This window comes from Paenibacillus sp. FSL R5-0701 (assembly GCF_037973995.1).
GTDB lineage: Bacteria > Bacillota > Bacilli > Paenibacillales > Paenibacillaceae > Paenibacillus.
The window spans coordinates 3170040-3190179 of sequence record NZ_CP150230.1 but is presented as its reverse complement, the minus strand read 5'-3'; the positions used below and the strand labels follow the sequence as shown (position 1 = coordinate 3190179).

General features: G+C 46.2%; 11 protein-coding genes. All 11 read right to left on the bottom strand.

All coding sequences use genetic code 11. The features are described from left to right. Positions 1-14: 14 nt before the first annotated feature. The 11 genes from MKZ13_RS14140 to MKZ13_RS14090 all read right to left on the bottom strand — a co-directional run bounded on the left by MKZ13_RS14140 (position 15) and on the right by MKZ13_RS14090 (position 20057). A complete protein-coding gene (locus MKZ13_RS14140) occupies positions 15-1019 on the bottom strand; it encodes a Gfo/Idh/MocA family oxidoreductase (protein WP_221819483.1) in 1005 nt (334 codons plus the stop codon). A 253-nt stretch (positions 1020-1272) separates the two neighbouring features. Next, positions 1273-2643, bottom strand: coding sequence for an MFS transporter (locus tag MKZ13_RS14135; protein WP_221819484.1), 1371 nt, complete (start codon positions 2641-2643; stop codon positions 1273-1275). Positions 2644-2725: 82 nt separating this feature from the next. Continuing rightward, positions 2726-3316, bottom strand: a complete 591-nt coding sequence (locus MKZ13_RS14130) for a TetR/AcrR family transcriptional regulator (protein ID WP_260632633.1) — start codon at positions 3314-3316, stop codon at positions 2726-2728. A 358-nt stretch (positions 3317-3674) separates the two neighbouring features. After that, positions 3675-6476 (bottom strand): alpha-mannosidase, encoded by a 2802-nt coding sequence (locus MKZ13_RS14125; protein WP_339184825.1) that lies wholly within the window; start codon positions 6474-6476, stop codon positions 3675-3677. 18 nt (positions 6477-6494) lie between these two features. Beyond that, positions 6495-7319, bottom strand: a complete 825-nt coding sequence (locus MKZ13_RS14120) for a carbohydrate ABC transporter permease (protein ID WP_076211825.1) — start codon at positions 7317-7319, stop codon at positions 6495-6497. 22 nt (positions 7320-7341) lie between these two features. Beyond that, the gene (locus tag MKZ13_RS14115; protein ID WP_036608294.1) at positions 7342-8208 is read right to left on the bottom strand and encodes a sugar ABC transporter permease; all 867 of its coding nucleotides are present in this window, start codon (positions 8206-8208) and stop codon (positions 7342-7344) included. A 68-nt stretch (positions 8209-8276) separates the two neighbouring features. After that, positions 8277-9656, bottom strand: a complete 1380-nt coding sequence (locus tag MKZ13_RS14110; protein WP_339184822.1) for an extracellular solute-binding protein — start codon at positions 9654-9656, stop codon at positions 8277-8279. Between the two features lie 79 nt (positions 9657-9735). Beyond that, the gene (locus MKZ13_RS14105; protein ID WP_339184820.1) at positions 9736-11037 is read right to left on the bottom strand and encodes a glycoside hydrolase family 125 protein; all 1302 of its coding nucleotides are present in this window, start codon (positions 11035-11037) and stop codon (positions 9736-9738) included. Positions 11038-11260: 223 nt separating this feature from the next. After that, positions 11261-12433 (bottom strand): GntR family transcriptional regulator, encoded by a 1173-nt coding sequence (locus tag MKZ13_RS14100; RefSeq protein ID WP_339185395.1) that lies wholly within the window; start codon positions 12431-12433, stop codon positions 11261-11263. A gap of 291 nt (positions 12434-12724) precedes the next feature. Next, a complete protein-coding gene (locus MKZ13_RS14095) occupies positions 12725-17971 on the bottom strand; it encodes a S8 family serine peptidase (RefSeq protein WP_339184818.1) in 5247 nt (1748 codons plus the stop codon). A 652-nt stretch (positions 17972-18623) separates the two neighbouring features. After that, complete coding sequence (locus tag MKZ13_RS14090; RefSeq protein ID WP_339184816.1) at positions 18624-20057, bottom strand: exosporium glycoprotein BclB-related protein; 1434 nt, start codon at positions 20055-20057, stop codon at positions 18624-18626. Positions 20058-20140: the final 83 nt, after the last annotated feature.

The window sequence follows — 20140 nt, the reverse complement described above, 5'->3', positions numbered from 1 at the left end:
CTCCTTAATAAAACCTAACCCTTCAACTCATTCAGAGTGATTCTGCGCCCTTCTTTGGCAGAGAGATTCGCTGCTTCCATCAACCGGGTCAGCTCCATAGCAATCTGCACGTTTTCGGTTGCATCCGTATCATTCTGTATATGTGCAACCCATTGATTGAATGCGCTTTCTCTTTGGTCTGCCAAAGGAAGCTCAGTCCACTCTTGATACTGTCCCTCTGCTGCTTTCGTGCGAATCAATAACTTTTCTTCGGGTGTTCCGTACAGAAGCGTACCTTCCGTACCATGAACCTCAATCGTAAATGGAGAATGGCTGTTCACAAAACCAGCTTCAACAACGCCGACTGCTCCAGAATCCGTAAACAAGGTTGCGACTGCATTATCTTCCACTTCTTTGCCTGTAATATATCCGAAGTTCGCGTTAACCGCTGTTACTTCCTGACCCAGAAACAATTTGGCGAGATACATGGGATGGCAGCCCAGATCAATCAGCGCACCGCCCTGACAATCCTTCAGATCATAGAAGTGTTCAGGCAACCAGTTCGATATTGCTCCATCATGCGATAAACGCGCTCTTACATAAGTCACTTTACCAAGCAATCCCTGGTTAAGTACATCCTGAATCGTTAACGTATACCCTGCATTCAGACGTGGTAAGGAAACTGTCATCTTGACGTTGTTTGCCTTTACCTCATTAAGGATTCTGTTAGATTCCGCCTGTGTTGATGCAATAACCTTCTCCGTGAAGATGTGTTTACCTGCTTTTGCAGCAGCGGTGATCACCTCTTCATGGATGCGGGTTGGCGCATCTACAATAACGGCATCGATGTCATCCTTGGCGAGCATATCTTCGAGTGAAGCATAGAATGGTACGTTTAAACGTTCAGCCGCTTCCTGCCCCCGCTTGGCATCGTCATCCCAAACAGCTGCGATAACTGTATCCTCATGTTCCTGTGCCTGCTTGATGTAATCCCATGCGTGAACATGCCACAAGCTAATTTTCCCAATTCGAATGGTCAATGTGTCTTACCTCCATACTATATAATATTCTGACATTTATCTATAAGTTATCACAGACTTAATCTATTTTTAATAGAAACTCACGACAATAAATGTATAAAATCACGACATATATTTTTATTAGATATTTATACATCGGAATCGTGTACATAAGCAGACCGCTTGATAAATCTCGTTATTACACAGAACGCATACTCGACTGATCATTAGGGTCTAGTCCGCAGAAGATATTCTTTCAATTCCAATAAGATGTTTATTTATTGTTGGATTTACGTCCAAATTGAAGAGAATAAAGTACTGCCATTACAACGACTATTAAAGCCAGCACCAGCAATATGTTACTGTACACAAAAGCAACCTTATCATGAACAAACGGATTCAAGTGAACAGTAGTTGCTCCACCGTCAAGTAGCTTACCAATCGCAGTCGTGGATACTGCTGCTGCAATAAAGTTAAACATCGATAACAATCCCATACCGATTCCTACCTCATCTTTAGGCAAAGTTCGTGAGATGGTGTTTGACATAGCAATTTGTATATAAGATTGACCCATTACACCTAAGGTAAGGAATATTTGAATATACGTAGGCGACATCCCCACCACTGACGATAGAATAATGAAACCTCCAGCAAGAAGTGTTGATGCGATATACAGTAGAAATGGATTCCCTTTCTCATCCGCTAATTTTCCACCCTTACGTCCAAGAATGGCGGTAATAAGAGCTGAAGGTAACATAATGAGCCCGATTGATGCAGGTGACAGACCATTAACATCCGACAACATGAGCGGTGTCAGGAATGGAATGCCGAATCCAACAGCGACTAATACAAATGCAATAGCCATCCCTTTAGAATATTGTTTATTTCTAAAGATCGCTGGATTCACAAAGGGGACAGAGGCATAGCGAATTCGAATGATAAACAAAACTAGGATAACTAGTCCAGTTACTAACAACCACATATTGGATTGTGTAAGTGCGAGTAAGAATGTAGCAACCGTTCCTGCCAATAAAATTCCGCCGATATAATCAATCTTTTCGTTTGTCACCGGCTCATCATCCAAATACTTTCTATACAAAGGTAATGTGATAAGAGAAAGCAGAGGTATGACAAAGAGAAATTTCCAATTTAAAGCACTTGAGACAAATCCGGCGATAATTGGACCAAGTGCTGCTCCAAGAGCCGTACCTATTGCAGAGGTTCCCAAAGCGCGCCCACGCTTCTCAGGTGAAAAAAAACGAACAGGAATTATCATAGCCAACGCAGGTATCACAGCCGCACCAGCGGCTTGCAAGATACGTGCAACGATGATCATCCAATATTGTGTAGCAGCTACTCCCACAAGAGATCCAACCGTCAGAAGTAACAGACCAAACGTAATTAAACTTTTAATACTAAATTTATCTGTCAGTTTCCCATAGGTAACTGTACCTATCGCATACACAATCAAATAGCCTGAAACAATCCAAGTTACTTGTGATGCAGTGAGTTGGAATTCTTTGCTAATTACTGGCAAGACCACATTAAACATGGTTCCGTTCATGACTGAAATGATAAGTGTGAAGACTAGCACACGCAGTAAAAGTGGGCCTGTTTCATTTGTTGTAGCAGCTTTGGTGTTCATATCATTTTCCTCGATTCTTTGTATGCATTGAATGAATAGTCAAATGACAGTCAGTACTTACTGTCATTTTGTTGAAAAAAAACTAGGGAGTTAACGCCCTAGAAAATATCCATACAGTCTCTTTAATTATATCTTCCAATGAGAGGGTTGGAAAATTAGATTGTTCATCTAGATGATTTATAAACGTACCATAATTCAGTGCCATGAAAGAAAAAGCTTGTAATTCAGGATTCGTTTCTATCAACTTTCCTTTGTCATACATGGCATTAAAATAATTAGTTAATACCTCCATTAGTTGACGAGGATGTTTTATTGTTCGTTCTCTGAACCCAGGTAAATTATCTTCTTCTTTTAAGCTAATCATAATCATTTTTCGATTACGATTCATAATTTCATGATATGTTCTACAGATCAATAACAAGTCCGTTTGTAGATCCCATACTAACCTTTCATTAAATATCTTTGCCATTTCTTCTGAGTAGTGATAGTGGTCAAAAGCTGTTTCTAATAAGTTTTGTTTCGTCCCAAATTGTCGAAATAATGTTTTCTCACTTAAACCAGCAGTAGTGGCAATTTCTTGAGTTGTTACAGAGCTATAACCTTTTTTTGAAATTAAATCGATAGCAGCCGTCATTAATTTCTCCTTGCTGCTTAATTTTGTATTGTTAGACAACTTGATTCCTCTTTTCAAAGAATGTCAGTGATCACTGTCGTTTATGTTATAGTATCTAAAGACAAAAAAATTGTCAAACAAAAATAGACCATATTATAATTAGTCCATACAAGGAGAGAAATTCGGTTGAACTCTAAAGAAATAAAGATACGAGGAAATTAAATTTGCCTCAATAGACAGACTAATTGTGCTAGAAAATAGTAGAGGAAACGGAATCAAAATTTAAAGATGAAACTGCAATATTTTTTTATTCTATTTTTTGATTTGATATCCCCAATTAGAAGAAAACATCCAAAAACCTCCTGTCCACTCTACCGTGAACAGGAGGTTTCTATAGTTATGATGTTCAATAATCAACTCAACGTAACGCATACCCTTGTGTAACGATTTTGTACCCGGATACCATCTGGCTGTGTCCCTCCAACGTGCCCTTAACCCGTTCCAGCACATCGCTCTCATAGACGGAAGCACATTCGAATCCAGTTTGCACGTTCAACTCAACCGATTCAGAGTTCAAATTATACCAGCGAGCAATCAAATCTCCGGTTTCCTCTGCGATCTTCAATGTGGAGAATGCCAGTGTCGAACCTTGCGAATTCCACGCTAACCATTGCTTCGTCAAAGGTAGTTCCACCTTGTACCCATCGGCACCGGCATGACTTTCTCGCTCAAATGTATACGCAAGTGCCCCTTGCTGTACAGTCGTCCACGGAATCGGATACACGTATGCGGATGCACATGCACCTGACTGTGCAGCATCGCCCGCAAATGGAATAATCGCATATTCCACACTCTGAGATCCCAGACATTGAGCTTCCGGTGTTTCAAACACACCCCAATCTCCCAGTTCCGAAGAGGCACGCAGCAGCGTAACTGCAATCGTACTGCCCTCTTCATGCTGTAAAATCTCGTATTCATTCAGCCCTTTGTTTGCAATCATCAAGCCATGATCACCATCGGTCACATGTACAAACGCTTGCTGATGCTGCGCATTACTTGGATTCACCCATTCTTTGGCCGGTGTATTGGAACGTTTGGCGATTTCAAAGATGGAATCTGCATAATGATTGTCTGTCACCAGTCCGGATGGAAAGAGTGCACGCAGTCGATGATCCTTGGCCTGATTGTTAAAGTCGGATTTCACCTTGACCATATTACTGCCTGCTTCCAACGTATACGTTGTCGTAATCACAAGCGGAACATTCTGCTCGACTCGCTGTGCCTTCCGTTCTGTAAAAGGAACCATTTGGCGCTTCTCCAGCTCGAACAGTTCATCTGCTCCAGCAGGAATATCCCAGCGTAATACACTTTGCATAACTGCCCGATACGGAGACTGCTCCACAATCCGCAGGTCTGCCTTCAGATGCTCCGTGGTCAGCGTTGTTTCTCCCTCAGGTTGACGATAGACGTATTCATTGCCGATATCACCGGTATTCTCATATGAATTCAATCCCCTGTATACAGCACCGGAGACCTTATCTTCAATCGTTACCGTACCATTCTCTTCAACCGTCACCCGCAATTGACCGTTCTCCATCATCATGCCCTGCACCTCGATGACGTCGCTCGTATCGGGCATCTCAGCAATCTCAGCAATCTCTGCTTGCTTCTCTACCCGAATAAGAGCATACGTCTTATAACCCAGAGAAGGTACATCCACCGCCTGGAAAGTCACTCTTACTTTACGAGCCATATAAGGCTGTCGGAAGCGATCCTTCGGAAGTTCATAGCCGAAATGTGCACCCAGATCCTTGATTTCTGCCGAATACGTACGTCCATCCGAATCGACCAGCTGATACACTGGCAGTGCGTCTTTTTCCACCTTCTGCGCAAGCGCCTGGGGATTAGGACCTTCTGGGAAAAATGCTTTGTCCACAATCAGGTCCATCTCGATGATTCCATTTCGATTCCACCCACTCGTGTTGAACACAGTGAACGGCACAGCTTCCTCTCCCCAAGCCTCAGCAGTTTGCACATGAATGGACTCAGCAATCGCCTGCGCACTCTGGGAAACCAATTTTTCTGCAAGTTGTCTGCTCTTGGCGAATCGGGTCACCATCTCACGGTGAACCTCATCGACACTGCACCCGCAGATGCTATCATGTGGGTGGTTCTGCATCAGCATCTTCCATGCATGCGTCAACAGATGGTGCGGATAATCTTTTACCCCGGCTATATGGGCCATGGCAGCGAGTGGTTCGGCTACTTTTTCAAGCAACGTCTGCCCCTGCTGATTCAACTGTTTCAGATACACCCGTGCGGATGCCGTATTCACCAGTGTTCCCCAACCATCCGTGTGCTGACTGCGAAGCTCGCCCTCAATAGTCGCCAGATGCTCAGGGACATTCTTCGTAACCGCGTCAATGTATTCGTCAAAATTGGAGTGGATAAATTCCACATCAGGATACAAGGCAGCTGCCGTGCGTAATGCCTCGGGAAGATCCGTCTGGATCGGCTGGTGATCACAACCATTCATGAACAACAGATGTGGAGTCGAGGCAAACTTCTCGGCATCCTCCAGATTTTTATCCCAATATACTCGGGCTTTCTCCGAATCAACGGGAACTTCCATCCCATTGCAGTACCAATTCGCGAACAAAATGCCGAGCACTTCCGAACCATCCGGCGAACGCCAGATCATCTCGGAATAGGGAGATTCGTAACTGTCTGCATCAACCACCGCATTATTGAATCCCGTAGGCTTTACCCCGCGTCCAAAGATCGCGTTGTGAATGTCCGCCTGTTGCAAAATCTGCGGTGCCTGTCCCATATTTCCGAACGAGTCCGGGAAGTATCCCGTCTTGGATATCACACCCAAAGGTCGAGCATCACGATGACCGATGAGCAGATTACGCAAGTTGGCCTCACTGCTAGTCAGAAACTCATCCTGTAACACATACCATGGACCAAAATGGATGCGTCCTTCGCGGATATAACGGTCGAGTCTCTCCTGTTGTTCGGGCCGAACCTGCAAATAATCTTCACGAATAATCGTCTGCCCATCCAGATGGAAATAACGATATTCCGGGTCCTGATCAAGCGTGTCCAGCAGTTTATCCATCAGCTCAATGAGCAGTACATGATGGTGTTCATAAGGCATATACCATTCGCGATCCCAATGGGTATGCGAGATAAGATGTGCCGTCTTTTTGGTTGTCATGTTGCGTACCTCCTGTCGTTAACCTTTGGTTGCCCCGCCCATGCTGAAGCCCTTTGACATGTACCGCTGGGAGAAGATATATAACACAACCGAAGGCATTGTATAAAGTAGTGAGAATGCAGCCAATCTGCCGTATTCAACCATACCGTGACTGCCAAAGAATTGATAAATCGTGACTGATGCCGGAAGTTTCTCCGGTGTCTGGAGCAGGATGTATGGCACGAAGAAGTTGCCCCAACTTCCCGAAAAGGTAAATATCGCTATCGTTGCAATACCAGGCAACATCAATGGCGCCACAATTCGTCTCAATCCGTTCCACACGGATGCACCGTCGATCCATGCCGATTCTTCCAGATCAATCGGCACCGAATCCATGAAGTTTTTCATCATCCAGATACCGTAAGGAAGTGAGGATGCGGTCAGGAACAGCATCGTGGCAATGATGCTATTTTGCATTTTGAAGAACAGAAACATTTGAAATACCGGAACCATCACGGCAGTAATCGGAAGAGCTGTCATGAACAGAATCGATAACAGAAAGCTTTTTTTGAATCTCATTTCATAACGGGATAAAGGATAAGCAGCAAGAACTGATACCAGAACAACCAATATCGCTTGCCCTCCCGACAGAATAAGGCCTACACCGAATGAACGAAGATTGCTCGAATCCCCGAGCACATCCTTGAAATTTTGAATGGTCCAGGTACTGGGCATTTTGATGCCCTGTTGCGCGTTTGGGTCGAATGAAGCCAGAATGATCCAGAGCAGCGGCAATAAAAAACAGAGCCCTAGAAAGACTAGAATCCCGTACTGGATTTTACGTTGAAGCCCATGTTTGACCATTGGGATCGAACCTCCTTCATGGTTACACTTTCACTTTCATGGATCGCATGTAGAACAGGCTGGCGATAATACCGATGAACAACAGAACCAGAGATATGGCTGTGCCGTATCCAAATTGATAGTTCACAAAAGCCTGGTTGTACATGAAGATCGGCAAGGTTTGTGTCGAAGTACCCGGGCCACCACCCGTCATCGTATAGATCAGCGTAAATACACCCAGTGTCTGTAGGGTAACCAACATCATGTTGGTCACGATGGACCCTTTTACCATTGGAATCGTAATGTGTCTGACAATCTGGAACCCGGTGGCACTGTCAATAATCGCAGCTTCTTCAACTTCCTTCGGGATATCATCCAGTGCCGACTGATAGACCATCATTGAAAAGGCTGTGCCGTGCCAGATATTCGCGATAATGACACTCACCATAGGGAAACTGAACAACCAGGAGACTGGATTCGCTCCAAACCAGCCGAGGATCTGATTCAATGAACCATTGTCACTGAAAAAGGCCACCATACAGAAGGCCACGACAATCTCGGGTGTCACCCAACCGGCAATGACGATGATCCCGATGACCCGGCGGAACGTCACATTTTTCTCCTTCATTAGAAGGGCCAGTATGAACCCAAGCAACACCTGACCAATCACTGCGGAGAAGATGAGAAAAACCAGCGTGCGCCAGACACTAATCCGGAAGTCCGGATCATGGAACATATTAATGAAATTCTGGAATCCAACAAACTCCAAACTCTTGGCTGCCGCCCCGGTAAGAGCCATATTCGTAAAGGCAAAACAGATCGTCAGAATGATGGGAACAATGAAAAACACAAGTAATAACAGTACGGAAGGCATGAGAAACAGAAATGAACCTGGTGCTTTCCTTTTCATAAGTCACTCTCCATTCGAACCGGAAAAAGGGGAGATTTGTGCCTCCCCCTCCGAATATATCGATATCCTTATTTCTCTTCGATGCTTTCAGCGCCCAGGGAACGGGATACGTTGTCCTTCAATTGTGTAATTCCCTCTTCCGGCGTCAGCTTGCCAGAGGCAATACTCTCAACAATGCTTTGCAATTGTGCGGATACCGCTGCATATTGATCGTTCGCTGGACGGAAGTGGGCCACATTCAAGAGTTCCTGTGCTTCTTTGGTATATGGACGATCCGTATAACCTTCAACTTCCGTAGAATCATTACGTGGGCTGAGGCTACCTTCCGCTACTACGCGTGCAGTCGCATTTTCCTTATTCATCAGGAACTCGATAAATTTCCATGCTTCTTCCTTGTTCTTCGCCTGTGCAGGAACAGACCAAGCCCATCCTCCAGACATCGTAGTTGCTCCAGGTTCTTCCCCATTTTGTGTTGGGAATGGTGCAAAGCCTATCTTCTCTTCAACGTTGGCGATTGGAGCAGCACCGTTCTCGGCCCATGTCGAACCTGCCCAGCTACCATCTACAGCCATCGCCAGTTTGTCTTGCGGGAACTGTTGCTGGAATGCAATACTGCCAGCTTGTCCATTCAGGGCAACCTGCATGGTCGGACCAGTTTTATCCGTGTTAAACACTTGATCTATGAATTTGAAGGAATCCAGCAGCCCCGGGCTGTTCACGACCCATTTCTTGCTCGTGTCGTTATACAGCGTGTCCGCCGTACCATAGAGCAGCATTTCCAGTGTTTGCATGGTGACACCTTCCCCGTTTGCTTTGCCCACGATCATATTAAGTGGCGTCACACCCGGCAGCTTTTGCTTGATGGTACGTGCTGCTTCGAGTACTTCTGCCCAGCTTGCAGGTTTGAACGGAACTTCAAGTCCCGCCTGTTGAAACAGTTCCTTGTTGTACCAGATTCCGCGTGTATCCGAAGTAGCCGGAACGCCGTACACTTTGCCGTCTTCTCCGGTAACCCCTGCCTTCAGGTTGTCGATGATGTGATCTTCCCAATCAGACCATCCCTGAACCTGTGTATCCAGCGGCTCCAGATATCCCGCAGCAGCATCGGATTTGATGATGGATGTATCTTCGGCAATGACATCAGGCGCCGTATCCGGGGATTTCATCTGCAGAACCATTTTGGACGTATAATCACCCTCACTTGCCAGTACAGGCGCGATATTGATTTTGATATCCGGATTTTCTTTCTCGAATTGATCCACCAAGCCTGATTGGAAGAATTTCGTAAGTGTATCTTCAGATCCTGAAGAACGGAATGATACGGTTACTTCCTTCTTGCCATCACTGGTTGTGCCTGTACTTGAACTTCCACCCGAACAGGCTGTAGTAAGAATGAGCAAGGATGTCATAACTGCTGCTACCGGCATTTTCAATGATATTTTTCTCATGATTCGCTCTCCTCTTGTCGGAATTCAATGAACTCCGAACGTTATGATGTACTCGCAGGTTATCTCTTGCTTTCCTATCCTATTTCTGTACGCGGAATCCGCAATAATCCATCATCAGTTCACTAAAGAGCATGTTGGACCATGAAAACCATGGACGTGTATATTCATGTGGATTGTTGGCCGAAAAACCTTCATGGGTCAGTCCGGTATCCGCATCCGTCTTATGGATGAGCTGAAGCAATCGTAGTTTTTCATTGCGATCCTCCGTAGTCAGCCCCTGCATCGATAAAGCGATATGCCAGATGTACCCTTCCGGTGTATGCGGACTACCAATTCCCGCTGCTGCTGTTCCCTCATAAAAATACGGGTTGTGCGAGGATAGAATGAAACGGCGTGTATTCTGATACACCTCGTCGTTCTCCTCCACATATCCGAGATAAGGTAAAGACAGCAGGCTCGGCACATTGGCATCATCCATCAGATTGTAATTGCCTTTCCCATCCGTTTCGTATGCATATATGGTTCCATATTCCGGATGTTCAACGGTGCCATAATCCTGAATACCTATGTTGATCTGTTCCTCCAACTGCTGAGCAGTCGCTGCCAGCGTTTCATCCTCGAACACCGCTTCAGCAATTTCCTGTAGATATCGAAGCGCCACCACGGCGAACATATTGGATGGAATCAGATATCCATATTCACAGCGATCGTCGCTGGGACGGAATCCCGACCAAGTCATGCCTGTGTATACCGTTTCAGTACCTCGTCCCTCTCGGGTGAGCGTATCGGTTTCAGGAGCATCCAGACGTTGGAACGTGTAGGGTGATTTCGTCTCATGATGCTGTTCCACTTGCCATAACTGCATGATGACCTTGGCTGCTTTGCGGAACGTATCGTTGAATTGAGTTGTTCTGCCCGTGTTCTTCCACAAGAGGTAACTGAGTTGGATCGGGTAAGCCAGAGAGTCAATCTCATACTTCCGTTCCCAGATCCAATCATTCATCTGCGTCAGGTCTTGCTGATGTCCTTTTCCACTCTCCGTCTCATTAAAAGCGTTTGCATAAGGGTCCAGGAGAATATAATTCAGTTGACGTTCAACCAGTCCAGCGATCATGTCGGCAATATCTTCATCCTCTGAAGCGAGAACCAGATAAGGTCTGACCTGAGCAGCAGAATCACGTAACCACATGGCAGGAATATCTCCCGTAATCACAAAAGTTGTTCCATCTTCTTTGCGCTGAATCGTGGTTGCCATCGTATTGGTAAAACAATTTTTGAACATTTGGTTAAGTTCCGGATATTCCGGCATACGTTTGTTAACCCGATCAATCATGTCGTATATCGAGGGGGAAATTTCTTGATCATCTCTGGGTGTCAGCATGTTGTCCTCCTTATGTAATCCAGTTTGTTAACCGCTTTCATCATCCTAAAACGAATATAATGTTATGTCAATATATTTATTTGTATATTAGCATGTTATTTTAATTTAACGGCATCAAATAACATACCATTCAAAGCAGTTCTCCCCATTTTATCCACACCAAAAAGAGGCCTCGTTTACACGAAGCCCCTGATTGAACACAATGAATATTAAGTTGCTATAATTAACCCTTTTGTTTCACCATACTCGTTGACTTACCCTTCACCAATTGGGCAGGCAAAACAACTCTGTTCACTGTCATTTCGTTATTTTGCATACTTTGAAGCACCATCTCAAATGCCTGTTTTCCCATATCAAACTGGCTTTGTCTCATATGGGTTACTCGGCTTCCTTCGGCAGCGTTTGGACTGTCAAAGCAAATGATGGACATATCTTCCGGGATTCTCAGACCAAGCCGATCCGCTGCCTGTTCTGCAAGTAAAGCAATATGATACTCCGCAGCAAAGAGTGCAGTAATCTGAGGGTATTTCTGTAAATGTTCCACCAGTGTCTCCACATCACGGACCTCGACTTGAGGATCAAACACACTTGGCAGTGTCGAAAGAAAAGATTCTAACCACAGTTCCCTGTTCACCAGAACTCCTTGATCATTGTGAGCCTCAATAATGCCTTCAATTCGTTCTTCGATCGGTGTAGTGTTCGCCGGAGGCTGCGTCAGAAAAGCGATGTGTCGGTGACCGAGATCGAACAGATAATTCGTCCCTTCTCGCGCCGCGCCTACATTATCCGTACTGACAGATGAAGCCGGGATGCCTTTCAAGTACCGGTCAATCAGGACAAACGGGAATTTATTAACGACCAGTTTAAGAATCTCATCGCTGAAATATTCACCCTGTGCCGGGAAAATAATCAATCCATCCACACCCAGTTCCAGCAGTTCCTGAATGCTCTGTTCCTCCTGTTCGGGAATCCCGAAGGAACGTCTAAGTACGAGAAAACAATCATGCTCTCGCGAAGCTTCTTCCATCCCATATAACAGTTCTGTACCATACATATCGCTGAAATTAGTAATGACCAGACCAATGAGCAGCTTCTTCTCTGGATCTTTGATCGCAGAACGCGGAGCAGGTCTGTTAGATCTTTCCTGTAACACATCTGCTGTGTCGGCTACAAAAGAACCCCGTCCCGGCTGACGAACAATTAATTGTTCACTCGCCAGCATCTCAAGCGCTTTTTTAGTTGTAATCCGGCTCACTCCGAATTCATCACATAATTCCTTCTCCGAAGGAACACGCTCACCCACTTGATATTGATGAAGCTGTATCCGTTCGCGCAAGGATTCAAAGATCTGTTCATACATCGGCTTGGATGCCGAATCTTTCCCCAATACAAGCACCTCCATAAATACCCATACTTCTCATGTTCTACATCCTAATATATCATGTTATATCATTAATGTGAAGAAAGGAGACAACTCACCTGCTTTCATGTGAGAACAAAAGAAAAAGCACCCCATGGATGCTTCATTTCCAAAAGTTTATTAATAAATTTATTTGGCGTAGATAAATTAGGCGTCAAATGTGAATCGAGATACAACAAAAAGCCGACAAGCCCTGATACCTCGGCTTATCGGCTTCTTGCTTACACGGTCAAAATGCAGTTATCGTCCAAGTCATACTTTGCATAATTAAGGTTGCAGACCCTCAGCGGACGGTGGACTCACTTCCGTTCCATTCTCTTCAGGGCTCGAATCTGGTTCTGGAACGGATTGTTCTTGTGCTGCGCTGACGAACAATCGTCCAGCTGCTTCCGCTTCTACTTTGTTGCCTGCTGCATCCTGAGCACGAATCACAATGACTCCACCATCCAGAACAAGGGATGAAGGTGTTGTGTACGTACCCGTGTAACGACCAGGTTCAGTCTCCAGCAATGGAATCTCTCCTGCGCCTTGGTCATTCAGATTCAAAGGTAACTGAATACGGAAAGATGCTTGCAGACCAGGTTTACTGTCAAATGAAACGGTAACACTCTCCCCTGATGTGATTCGAACATCCTCAGCCGGAGTAATATTCGTAAGTTCTGGCAACGCCGTTTCCACATAGACGGTGCGGGTTACAGTTGTTTTGTTACCAGCGATATCGGTTGCTGTAATGGTAATTGTGTTCTCGCCTTCATTGACCAATACACGGTGACTGAAGCTTCTGTCTTTACCCACTTGTACGGTTTGTCCGTTAACGGTTACCTTATCGAGGAATTGTTCCACGACATTACCCGTTACGTGAACCACTTCTGCATTGATGCGATCCCCTTGAGCTGGCGTGAGAATCGTTAACTCTGGTTTGGTCTGATCCAGAATAATGACTATGGGGAGTGAACGGTCCGTTGTTTTACCGTCTACCACTGCCTCCGCAGTAATCGCATTAATGCCAGAACGGAGCTTCACACCGTATGAGAACTTCCCATTTGCCACTGTTGTGGTGCCAGCCTGATCCTTGCCGTTGTAGATCTTGATCTGAGCTCCAGATGCCGGAGACGTTCCCGACACAGTAAAGGTCGATTGATTCGTATACGTGTTTGCAGGTACTGTGAGCACAGGTGCATTTACCGGATATCTCACGACTGCACGAATCATGTAATTGCCTTCTTCTACCGGTGAAGTACTCCATGCTCCGCTTACACGCTGCCAGCTTCGACCAGCATTCGTACCATTCTCATCGGTAGCGAGTCCCGGAGCACTTGTTCCGGCTACGCTTTGTACATACACGATATAGAAGTCACCCGTTACAATGACCGGTTCTGGGAATTCAACGGTTGTCCATTGATCGTTACGAAGTGCAGTACCGTCGAATGGTCCAGCCAGCTGTCGTCCTGGAGCTCCACCCGCACCCGATGCATCATATACGGCATATTGGAACGTTGTACCTCCAGGCACAGGCCACTCTGTGTTCCAGAATCGGAACGATGCACCTGTCAGTTGAGCGGTCTCCAGCTCTGGTGTCATTCGAACTGCCCAAGCGTTATCCGCAGCGTTAAAAGCTCGTGCGTTCTCTGCTGATCCATCATCATAAGCAATTTCCCCTGGGAAACCGATGAATGGTTTCAAGGCAACATTTGCCTCTGCTGTCCCATTACCAGGTACAGTTACAGTTACGGTTTTACTGTAATAATCCGCAGCCCGGATGGACAGGGTATAACTTCCTTCCAATACCTGAATATTGAAGCTGCCATCTGAACCTGTGCGAACTTCACCTATATTGGCATCTTCCACCACGAGGACGGAAGCATCAGCCAATGGTTGGCCTGTCCGCTCATCGGTTACTACACCTTCAATCTGCCCATGAGGGATTTCCTCCAGATTAAAGTTGGCTTTGGCACCATTGCCATCCGTGATCGTTACCTGCTGAGTTTGAGGATAATATCCATATGCTTCAGCTTTTAACGTGTAATCACCTGCTACGTGTGTGAAATTATACTTGCCTGTAGCTGGATCTGTCTTCACCGAACGTCCGGTTTCCAGTACGGTAACCGTTGCACTTGCAGGCAGGCTTTGTGGATTAACCGAACCTGTTTCTGGTTTTTCAACTTCCGGTTGTTGCTGTTTCGTTTTGTTAAATTCCGCTTTGTCTGTCCGCGAAATTTTGTACCATGGATTATCATAGGACGGTTTTGGTTTGTCATTGTTAAGCACAACCGCACTGTCCTCCGTTACCGTCTCCGCAGCAACTCCCAGTACACGGAAATCATCAATGAACCAGCCTGTCTTCACAACACTGTTGTCTGAGGTCAGGCGGAACCGGAATTGAACTTCATTACCGGTAAGTGCATCCAGATCATAAAATACGGGTGTCCATTGTTTACCGTTTGTAGTATGAGAGAATTTGCCCAATTCTGACCATGTGGTCCCACCATCCTTGGTGACTTCCACATATCCGTAGTCGTATCCACTCTCAATCTCGTACCAATGATTAAACGTAAGTGTTCCTTCGGATACATCCGTCAAATCAATGACCGGAGATACGAGTGAATAGTTGGAACCACTCTCGTACGTATTGTCGAGATCGGTCGCCCAGACATTCGGTGGAGAAACCGCGCTGGCAGGACCCGTTACCGGAATACCGCGTTCCCACTCATCTTTGGTTCCTGAATGAGTCCAGCCATTATCATCACTGCCATCGAAATGATCGATGTAGATATCCTGAGGCACCTCTACTGTAATGGAGACCTCATTCGATTTGTCGCTTTCATTGCCACTATAATCAAGTGCGGAAACGGTATAATAATACGTCGAATCTGTCACCGTAGCCGTATCTGTAAACGTTGTTCCTGTTGCAGTTCCAATGGATTCATAACCTGAACCTGCGGTTGTGGAGCGATATACGATATAGGATTCGAGATCCTCATCACTCGGACCCGTCCAGCTCAAGGCTACATTACCAAGAATATCGGCCGTCGCAGACAATCCGGCAGGTGCGCCTGGAGCAATCTCATCCAGCTCTTCTACAGCGAAATCATCAATGTACCAGCCAGCTTTTTGCAATGAATTATCGCTCGTCAGATTGAACTTGATGAACACCTGCTGTCCCGCGTATTCGCGAAGATCCACATATTGTGTCTTCCAATTGCCACCTGTACCCGTGAAGGTTAACAGCTCTTCGAACACATAATCGCTATCCTCGGAAGCGATGTATACCTTGCCGAAGTCGATGTTATTCTCCAAGTCATACCAGTGCTTGAAGGATAACAATGCCCCTTCCGGACTCTCGGTGAGATCAATTGGCGGCGCAAGCAGATATGCATTGCTATTCGCCACATAAGTTCCTTGCAGATTGGTTGCAATCACCTTGTCACCGGAGTATGCACTTCCAGGACCACTGGTTGGTGCTCCCCATACCCAAGTACTTCCGGTTCCGCCAGTCGTGAAGCCCAGCTGATCTTCTTCAAAATCCTGAAGGTACCCTGGCTGAACACCATTGGACACAGCCACTTTATATACCTGACTTTCGAATCCGTTGTTGCCGTAATCATTTACGCGGATATAATACTCTACACCTTGTGGCTCAATGAGAAAAGCAGGGATTGTCGCTGTATATGTCCCATCTTTGTTATCCCCAGCAATCCGGTTCATCGGTAGATAAACGTACTGGTTGGTACCTGTCGTTTTGGCAAAAGCCTCGACGGAGACTACTGCGACGTTATCTGTCACATGAGCGGTTAATGGTATATCAATGCCTGTAAAGGCTGAATTAACAGGGGTATGTGCCAGTACTGGCTCTTCCAGATCATCTCCGGCTGTAACCACTCTGCCGGATACTGTGCCGATCCCTTCGAGTACAGAACCCACAGCATCAAGGGCATTAATAATGCCGTGACCGTAGCCGTTATTAGGAGAGGTCGGATACTGACTATCCGTTCTCGGCGTGGCTGTATCTGTAATGATCTGCTCCAGCTGATCCACCGTAAGGGAATGATTGGCCTGAAGCAGCAGTGCAGCAAGTGCAGTTGTATGCGGGCCTGCCATGGATGTTCCGTTCCAGCCTCCCTCATATACTCCGCCCGGAACTGATGAACGGATATTCACCCCAGGGGCAGATACTTCCGGTTTGATCTCATCATACGGGGATGGGCCCAGCAGGGAGAAGGAACCCAGATTACCATTGATATCTGTGGCTCCCGTTGCGAAGCTTTCGGGATAATTGGCCGGGTTCGCAACGGAGCCGGGACCACCCGGATTCGTCAGTGTTACATTTCCCGCAGAGAATTCGGGAAAAATCTGCGCATCACGCCAGGCTTGAACCATAGGTCGGAACCATTCATCAAGTCCCGGGCCGCCGCCCCATGAGTTGTTGACGACATCCGGTGCAAGTTCAGGATGCAGATTGCCTTCCGCATCAACCGGAGCGATCAACCACTGTCCGCCATCCAGAATGATGGCATCTGTTGTCTCCGGATTGAATATCCGCACACCAATCCACTTCGCACCGGGAGCAACCCCGATCTGGTTGGTGCCATCTGCTTCAGAGCCAACCATCGTACCCATCGTGTGCGTACCATGCCCGTCTCCGTCCGCAGGGAGGGAAGCATTACTGTGCGGATCATACCAGCTCAGTTCGGGATCAACGATATTGCCTGAAGCATCCAGTCCCCGCCATTTGCTGCGAAGCGCCGGATGGGTATAATCTACACCACTGTCCAGATTGGCAACAACAATCCCTGTTCCATCGATGCCCCGATCCCACACGGCTGGCGCATTGATGTAATCCAGGTTCCATTCCACGTTTTCTGTCGCAAGCTTGTCTTTTGCAGCAGGCTCTTTGTCTTTGACTCCGACTGAAGAGTCTTTAGCTGGCGTTTGGACAGCATCTTTGCCTGATACCGCATTCGCCGGTTCTTTACTCACTTCGGCTTTCTGTAAGTATCGTGTCTCATTCGGTAGAATCTTCTCCACCTCAGGCAGCAGCGCAATCTGTTCCATGACTTCTTTGGTACTCGTTACTGCCAGTGAATTGACAATAAAATAGCTTTTATATTCTTTGACCTTGCCCAGGTCAACTTCCTTTTCCAGATAAGTTTCCAATGGATATTGTGTACGTGAGGCCGTTTCCCGCAGAGAGCTGACGACCGAATTCCGGACGGACAGCTTCGTTGCTGAAGCCGTTTGTTTGGCGATAGTCGCCTTTTCCAGGGCCTGTTTGGAGACTGCTGCTGTATCCACCTGTTCCTTCATTTTCACCAGATAGGTAACATATTCACTACCATCAAATTCTTTGGTCAACTTGGCGTTTACTTTGGACTCCGTAACTTTAGCAAGTCCAGATTTCATATCCAATTTGGATGATGTGGAGTTTTCAGCTGAAACCGGATGAATGATCGAAAATGCAAGGAGAAGCGAGAGCCCCATGGAGATGGGCTTGCGTAACCGATTAATCTTTATCAAACTTTTCCACTCCTTTTACCCGGTTTTTTGATTTAGTCTGGTACATATGCCCTTCTCTGCAGAATAAAACGGTAAAATAACCTTTATTGCGGACGAAATAGATACCCTGGATTTCACATAAAGCCTCACCTCCTTTACAGGTCTGGTTAGGAATCAATATGAGTCAGAAGAGATAACAGATCAGTCTATGTTTATTACTTGGAAGTTTAGGAGATTGAAAGAATCGGATTAAACCATGTGAGTGAATGTCTATAAGCATTCATGTGGAAGGGTAATCTGGAGCGTTAGCAGAACGCTTGCTAAGGAGTGGTGGATATGACTTTCGATCGTGATTCGAGTGAGTAGTCAAATATTTTAATTACATATAATAGTCGATTAGGAATTTAATTGGATTTTATTGGTATAGTATAAAATCATTATTCGATATATACAAGCACTTTATTGAAAAATATAGAAAATAAGTCTATTTAATGCTTTTATGTGTCTAATGTCGCTTACGTATTTCAGCTTATTTTTCGTATTTCTGCATGTTTTTGATGAATAATAGCTTTTCAAAGTTCTATATAACCAAGACTTTATGCTCAAAATTTCAAATCAAGAAAAAGAACGACATGAGAACTCCCATGTCGTTCATATCAAAATTTATATCTCATCATGTAATGTTCACGCCGCCACTTGCATAACCAACAACGGTATTCACAAGAGAAAGTCCAGTTGCCGTGGCGGAGAATACAAGCAGAAGACGTGTCTGTGCAGTCACCGGTATAGCCAATCCGGTTGTTATACCATTGGAGATACTACCCAATGCAATAATACCGGTGAGTGGAGGTGCCAGTGTAACGACCGCCCCCGGAACCGCAGTAAATGCATTATCAGGAGTAGGTGAACTGAATAATTGCGCAGTGATGGTCACCGTGGAACCAACCAGGGCCAAGGCTGCTGTGGTACTGAAATAGGCAGCAATGGAAGTTATAACGCCATCCCGTGGAACAGAGAACGCAAAGTTAATGAGTGGTCCAACAATCGTTCCCGTTAAATCAATGGTGCCACCCAGAATGCTGACTCCGGTTGCCGAGCTGCCGAAACCGATAAGGCTTGTCGTTCCGACCAGTCCACCAAGAACCGTTGTTAATATGGCAGGTCCGCCAGAAGCAAACGGTATAATGGCGCCCGAACCCGTAGCTCCTGTAACACCAGTGCTTCCAGTAACTCCCGCAATCCCTGTTGCGCCGGTAGCCCCGGTTACCCCTGCAATTCCGGCTGCACCCGTTGCCCCGGTGACTCCCGCTAGTCCAGCTGCACCCGTATTCCCTGTGACTCCGGTGACTCCTGCTACGCCAGGATCACCTGTTGCTCCTGTAACGCCCGCTGCCCCAACAGCTCCTGTACTCCCCGTTGCACCTGTGGCTCCTGTTGCGCCACCTGCTGGGCCTGCCGCACCCGTTGCGCCAGTAGCACCTGCTGGACCTACACCACCCTGAGAACCTGCAGGGCCAGCCGGGCCTTGTGGACCAGGTACGCCCTGAGGACCCGCTGGCCCTGCAGGTCCTACCGGACCTTGACTCCCTATGTTTCTAAGCCCTGTTGTGATAGCCAATTCGGTCGCCCGGATTAAAATGACCAGTTTATCTTTCTCGCACGAATCGATATTCCCCTGTAAAATGACAGATAGGAGCACATCCAGCAATTGCTGCAAATTGGTTCCCACACTGATCGGAGAAAATGGAACGGCCTCTACAGATACAATGGTAAGCTCCAAGACCGCTTCGAGGTCTGCCTTGGTTCCCTTTTTCAAATCCGAATGATGAACCAGAGCCAGTAATTTACGCAGTACCTCAATCAGAAGTGAAACATTGTGCGGAGTGGGATTGGCAAAAACCTGTACAATTGCGCCCTTCAACTCACCAATTAATTTGAGAAGCAATTCGGCTTCTTTGTCAAAACACTTATGATGATGGTTATTCTGGTGATTATGATGGTGCTCGTGATGGTGTTCTTGTTGCTGCTCTTGGGGATGGTCACAGTCCTCAGCTTTTTTTTTCTTAAATCCGCTCCAACCATATCTGATGCGTTTCTTTGGTTTCATCTTTTTTGCAGATCCTCCTTAGTGAGTCTCAATCATTCCATTACGGGCGAACATCATTGGTGTGATGGTATCAGTATATTAGC

Bases quoted from the DNA above. Each gene is read 5' to 3' on its own strand.
- MKZ13_RS14110 (WP_339184822.1), bottom strand. From the start codon at position 9,656: ATGAGAAAAATATCATTGAAAATGCCGGTAGCAGCAGTTATGACATCC.
- MKZ13_RS14105 (WP_339184820.1), bottom strand. From the start codon at position 11,037: ATGCTGACACCCAGAGATGATCAAGAAATTTCCCCCTCGATATACGAC.
- MKZ13_RS14125 (WP_339184825.1), bottom strand. From the start codon at position 6,476: ATGACAACCAAAAAGACGGCACATCTTATCTCGCATACCCATTGGGAT.
- MKZ13_RS14090 (WP_339184816.1), bottom strand. From the start codon at position 20,057: ATGAAACCAAAGAAACGCATCAGATATGGTTGGAGCGGATTTAAGAAA.
- MKZ13_RS14135 (WP_221819484.1), bottom strand. From the start codon at position 2,643: ATGAACACCAAAGCTGCTACAACAAATGAAACAGGCCCACTTTTACTG.
- MKZ13_RS14120 (WP_076211825.1), bottom strand. From the start codon at position 7,319: ATGGTCAAACATGGGCTTCAACGTAAAATCCAGTACGGGATTCTAGTC.
- MKZ13_RS14115 (WP_036608294.1), bottom strand. From the start codon at position 8,208: ATGAAAAGGAAAGCACCAGGTTCATTTCTGTTTCTCATGCCTTCCGTA.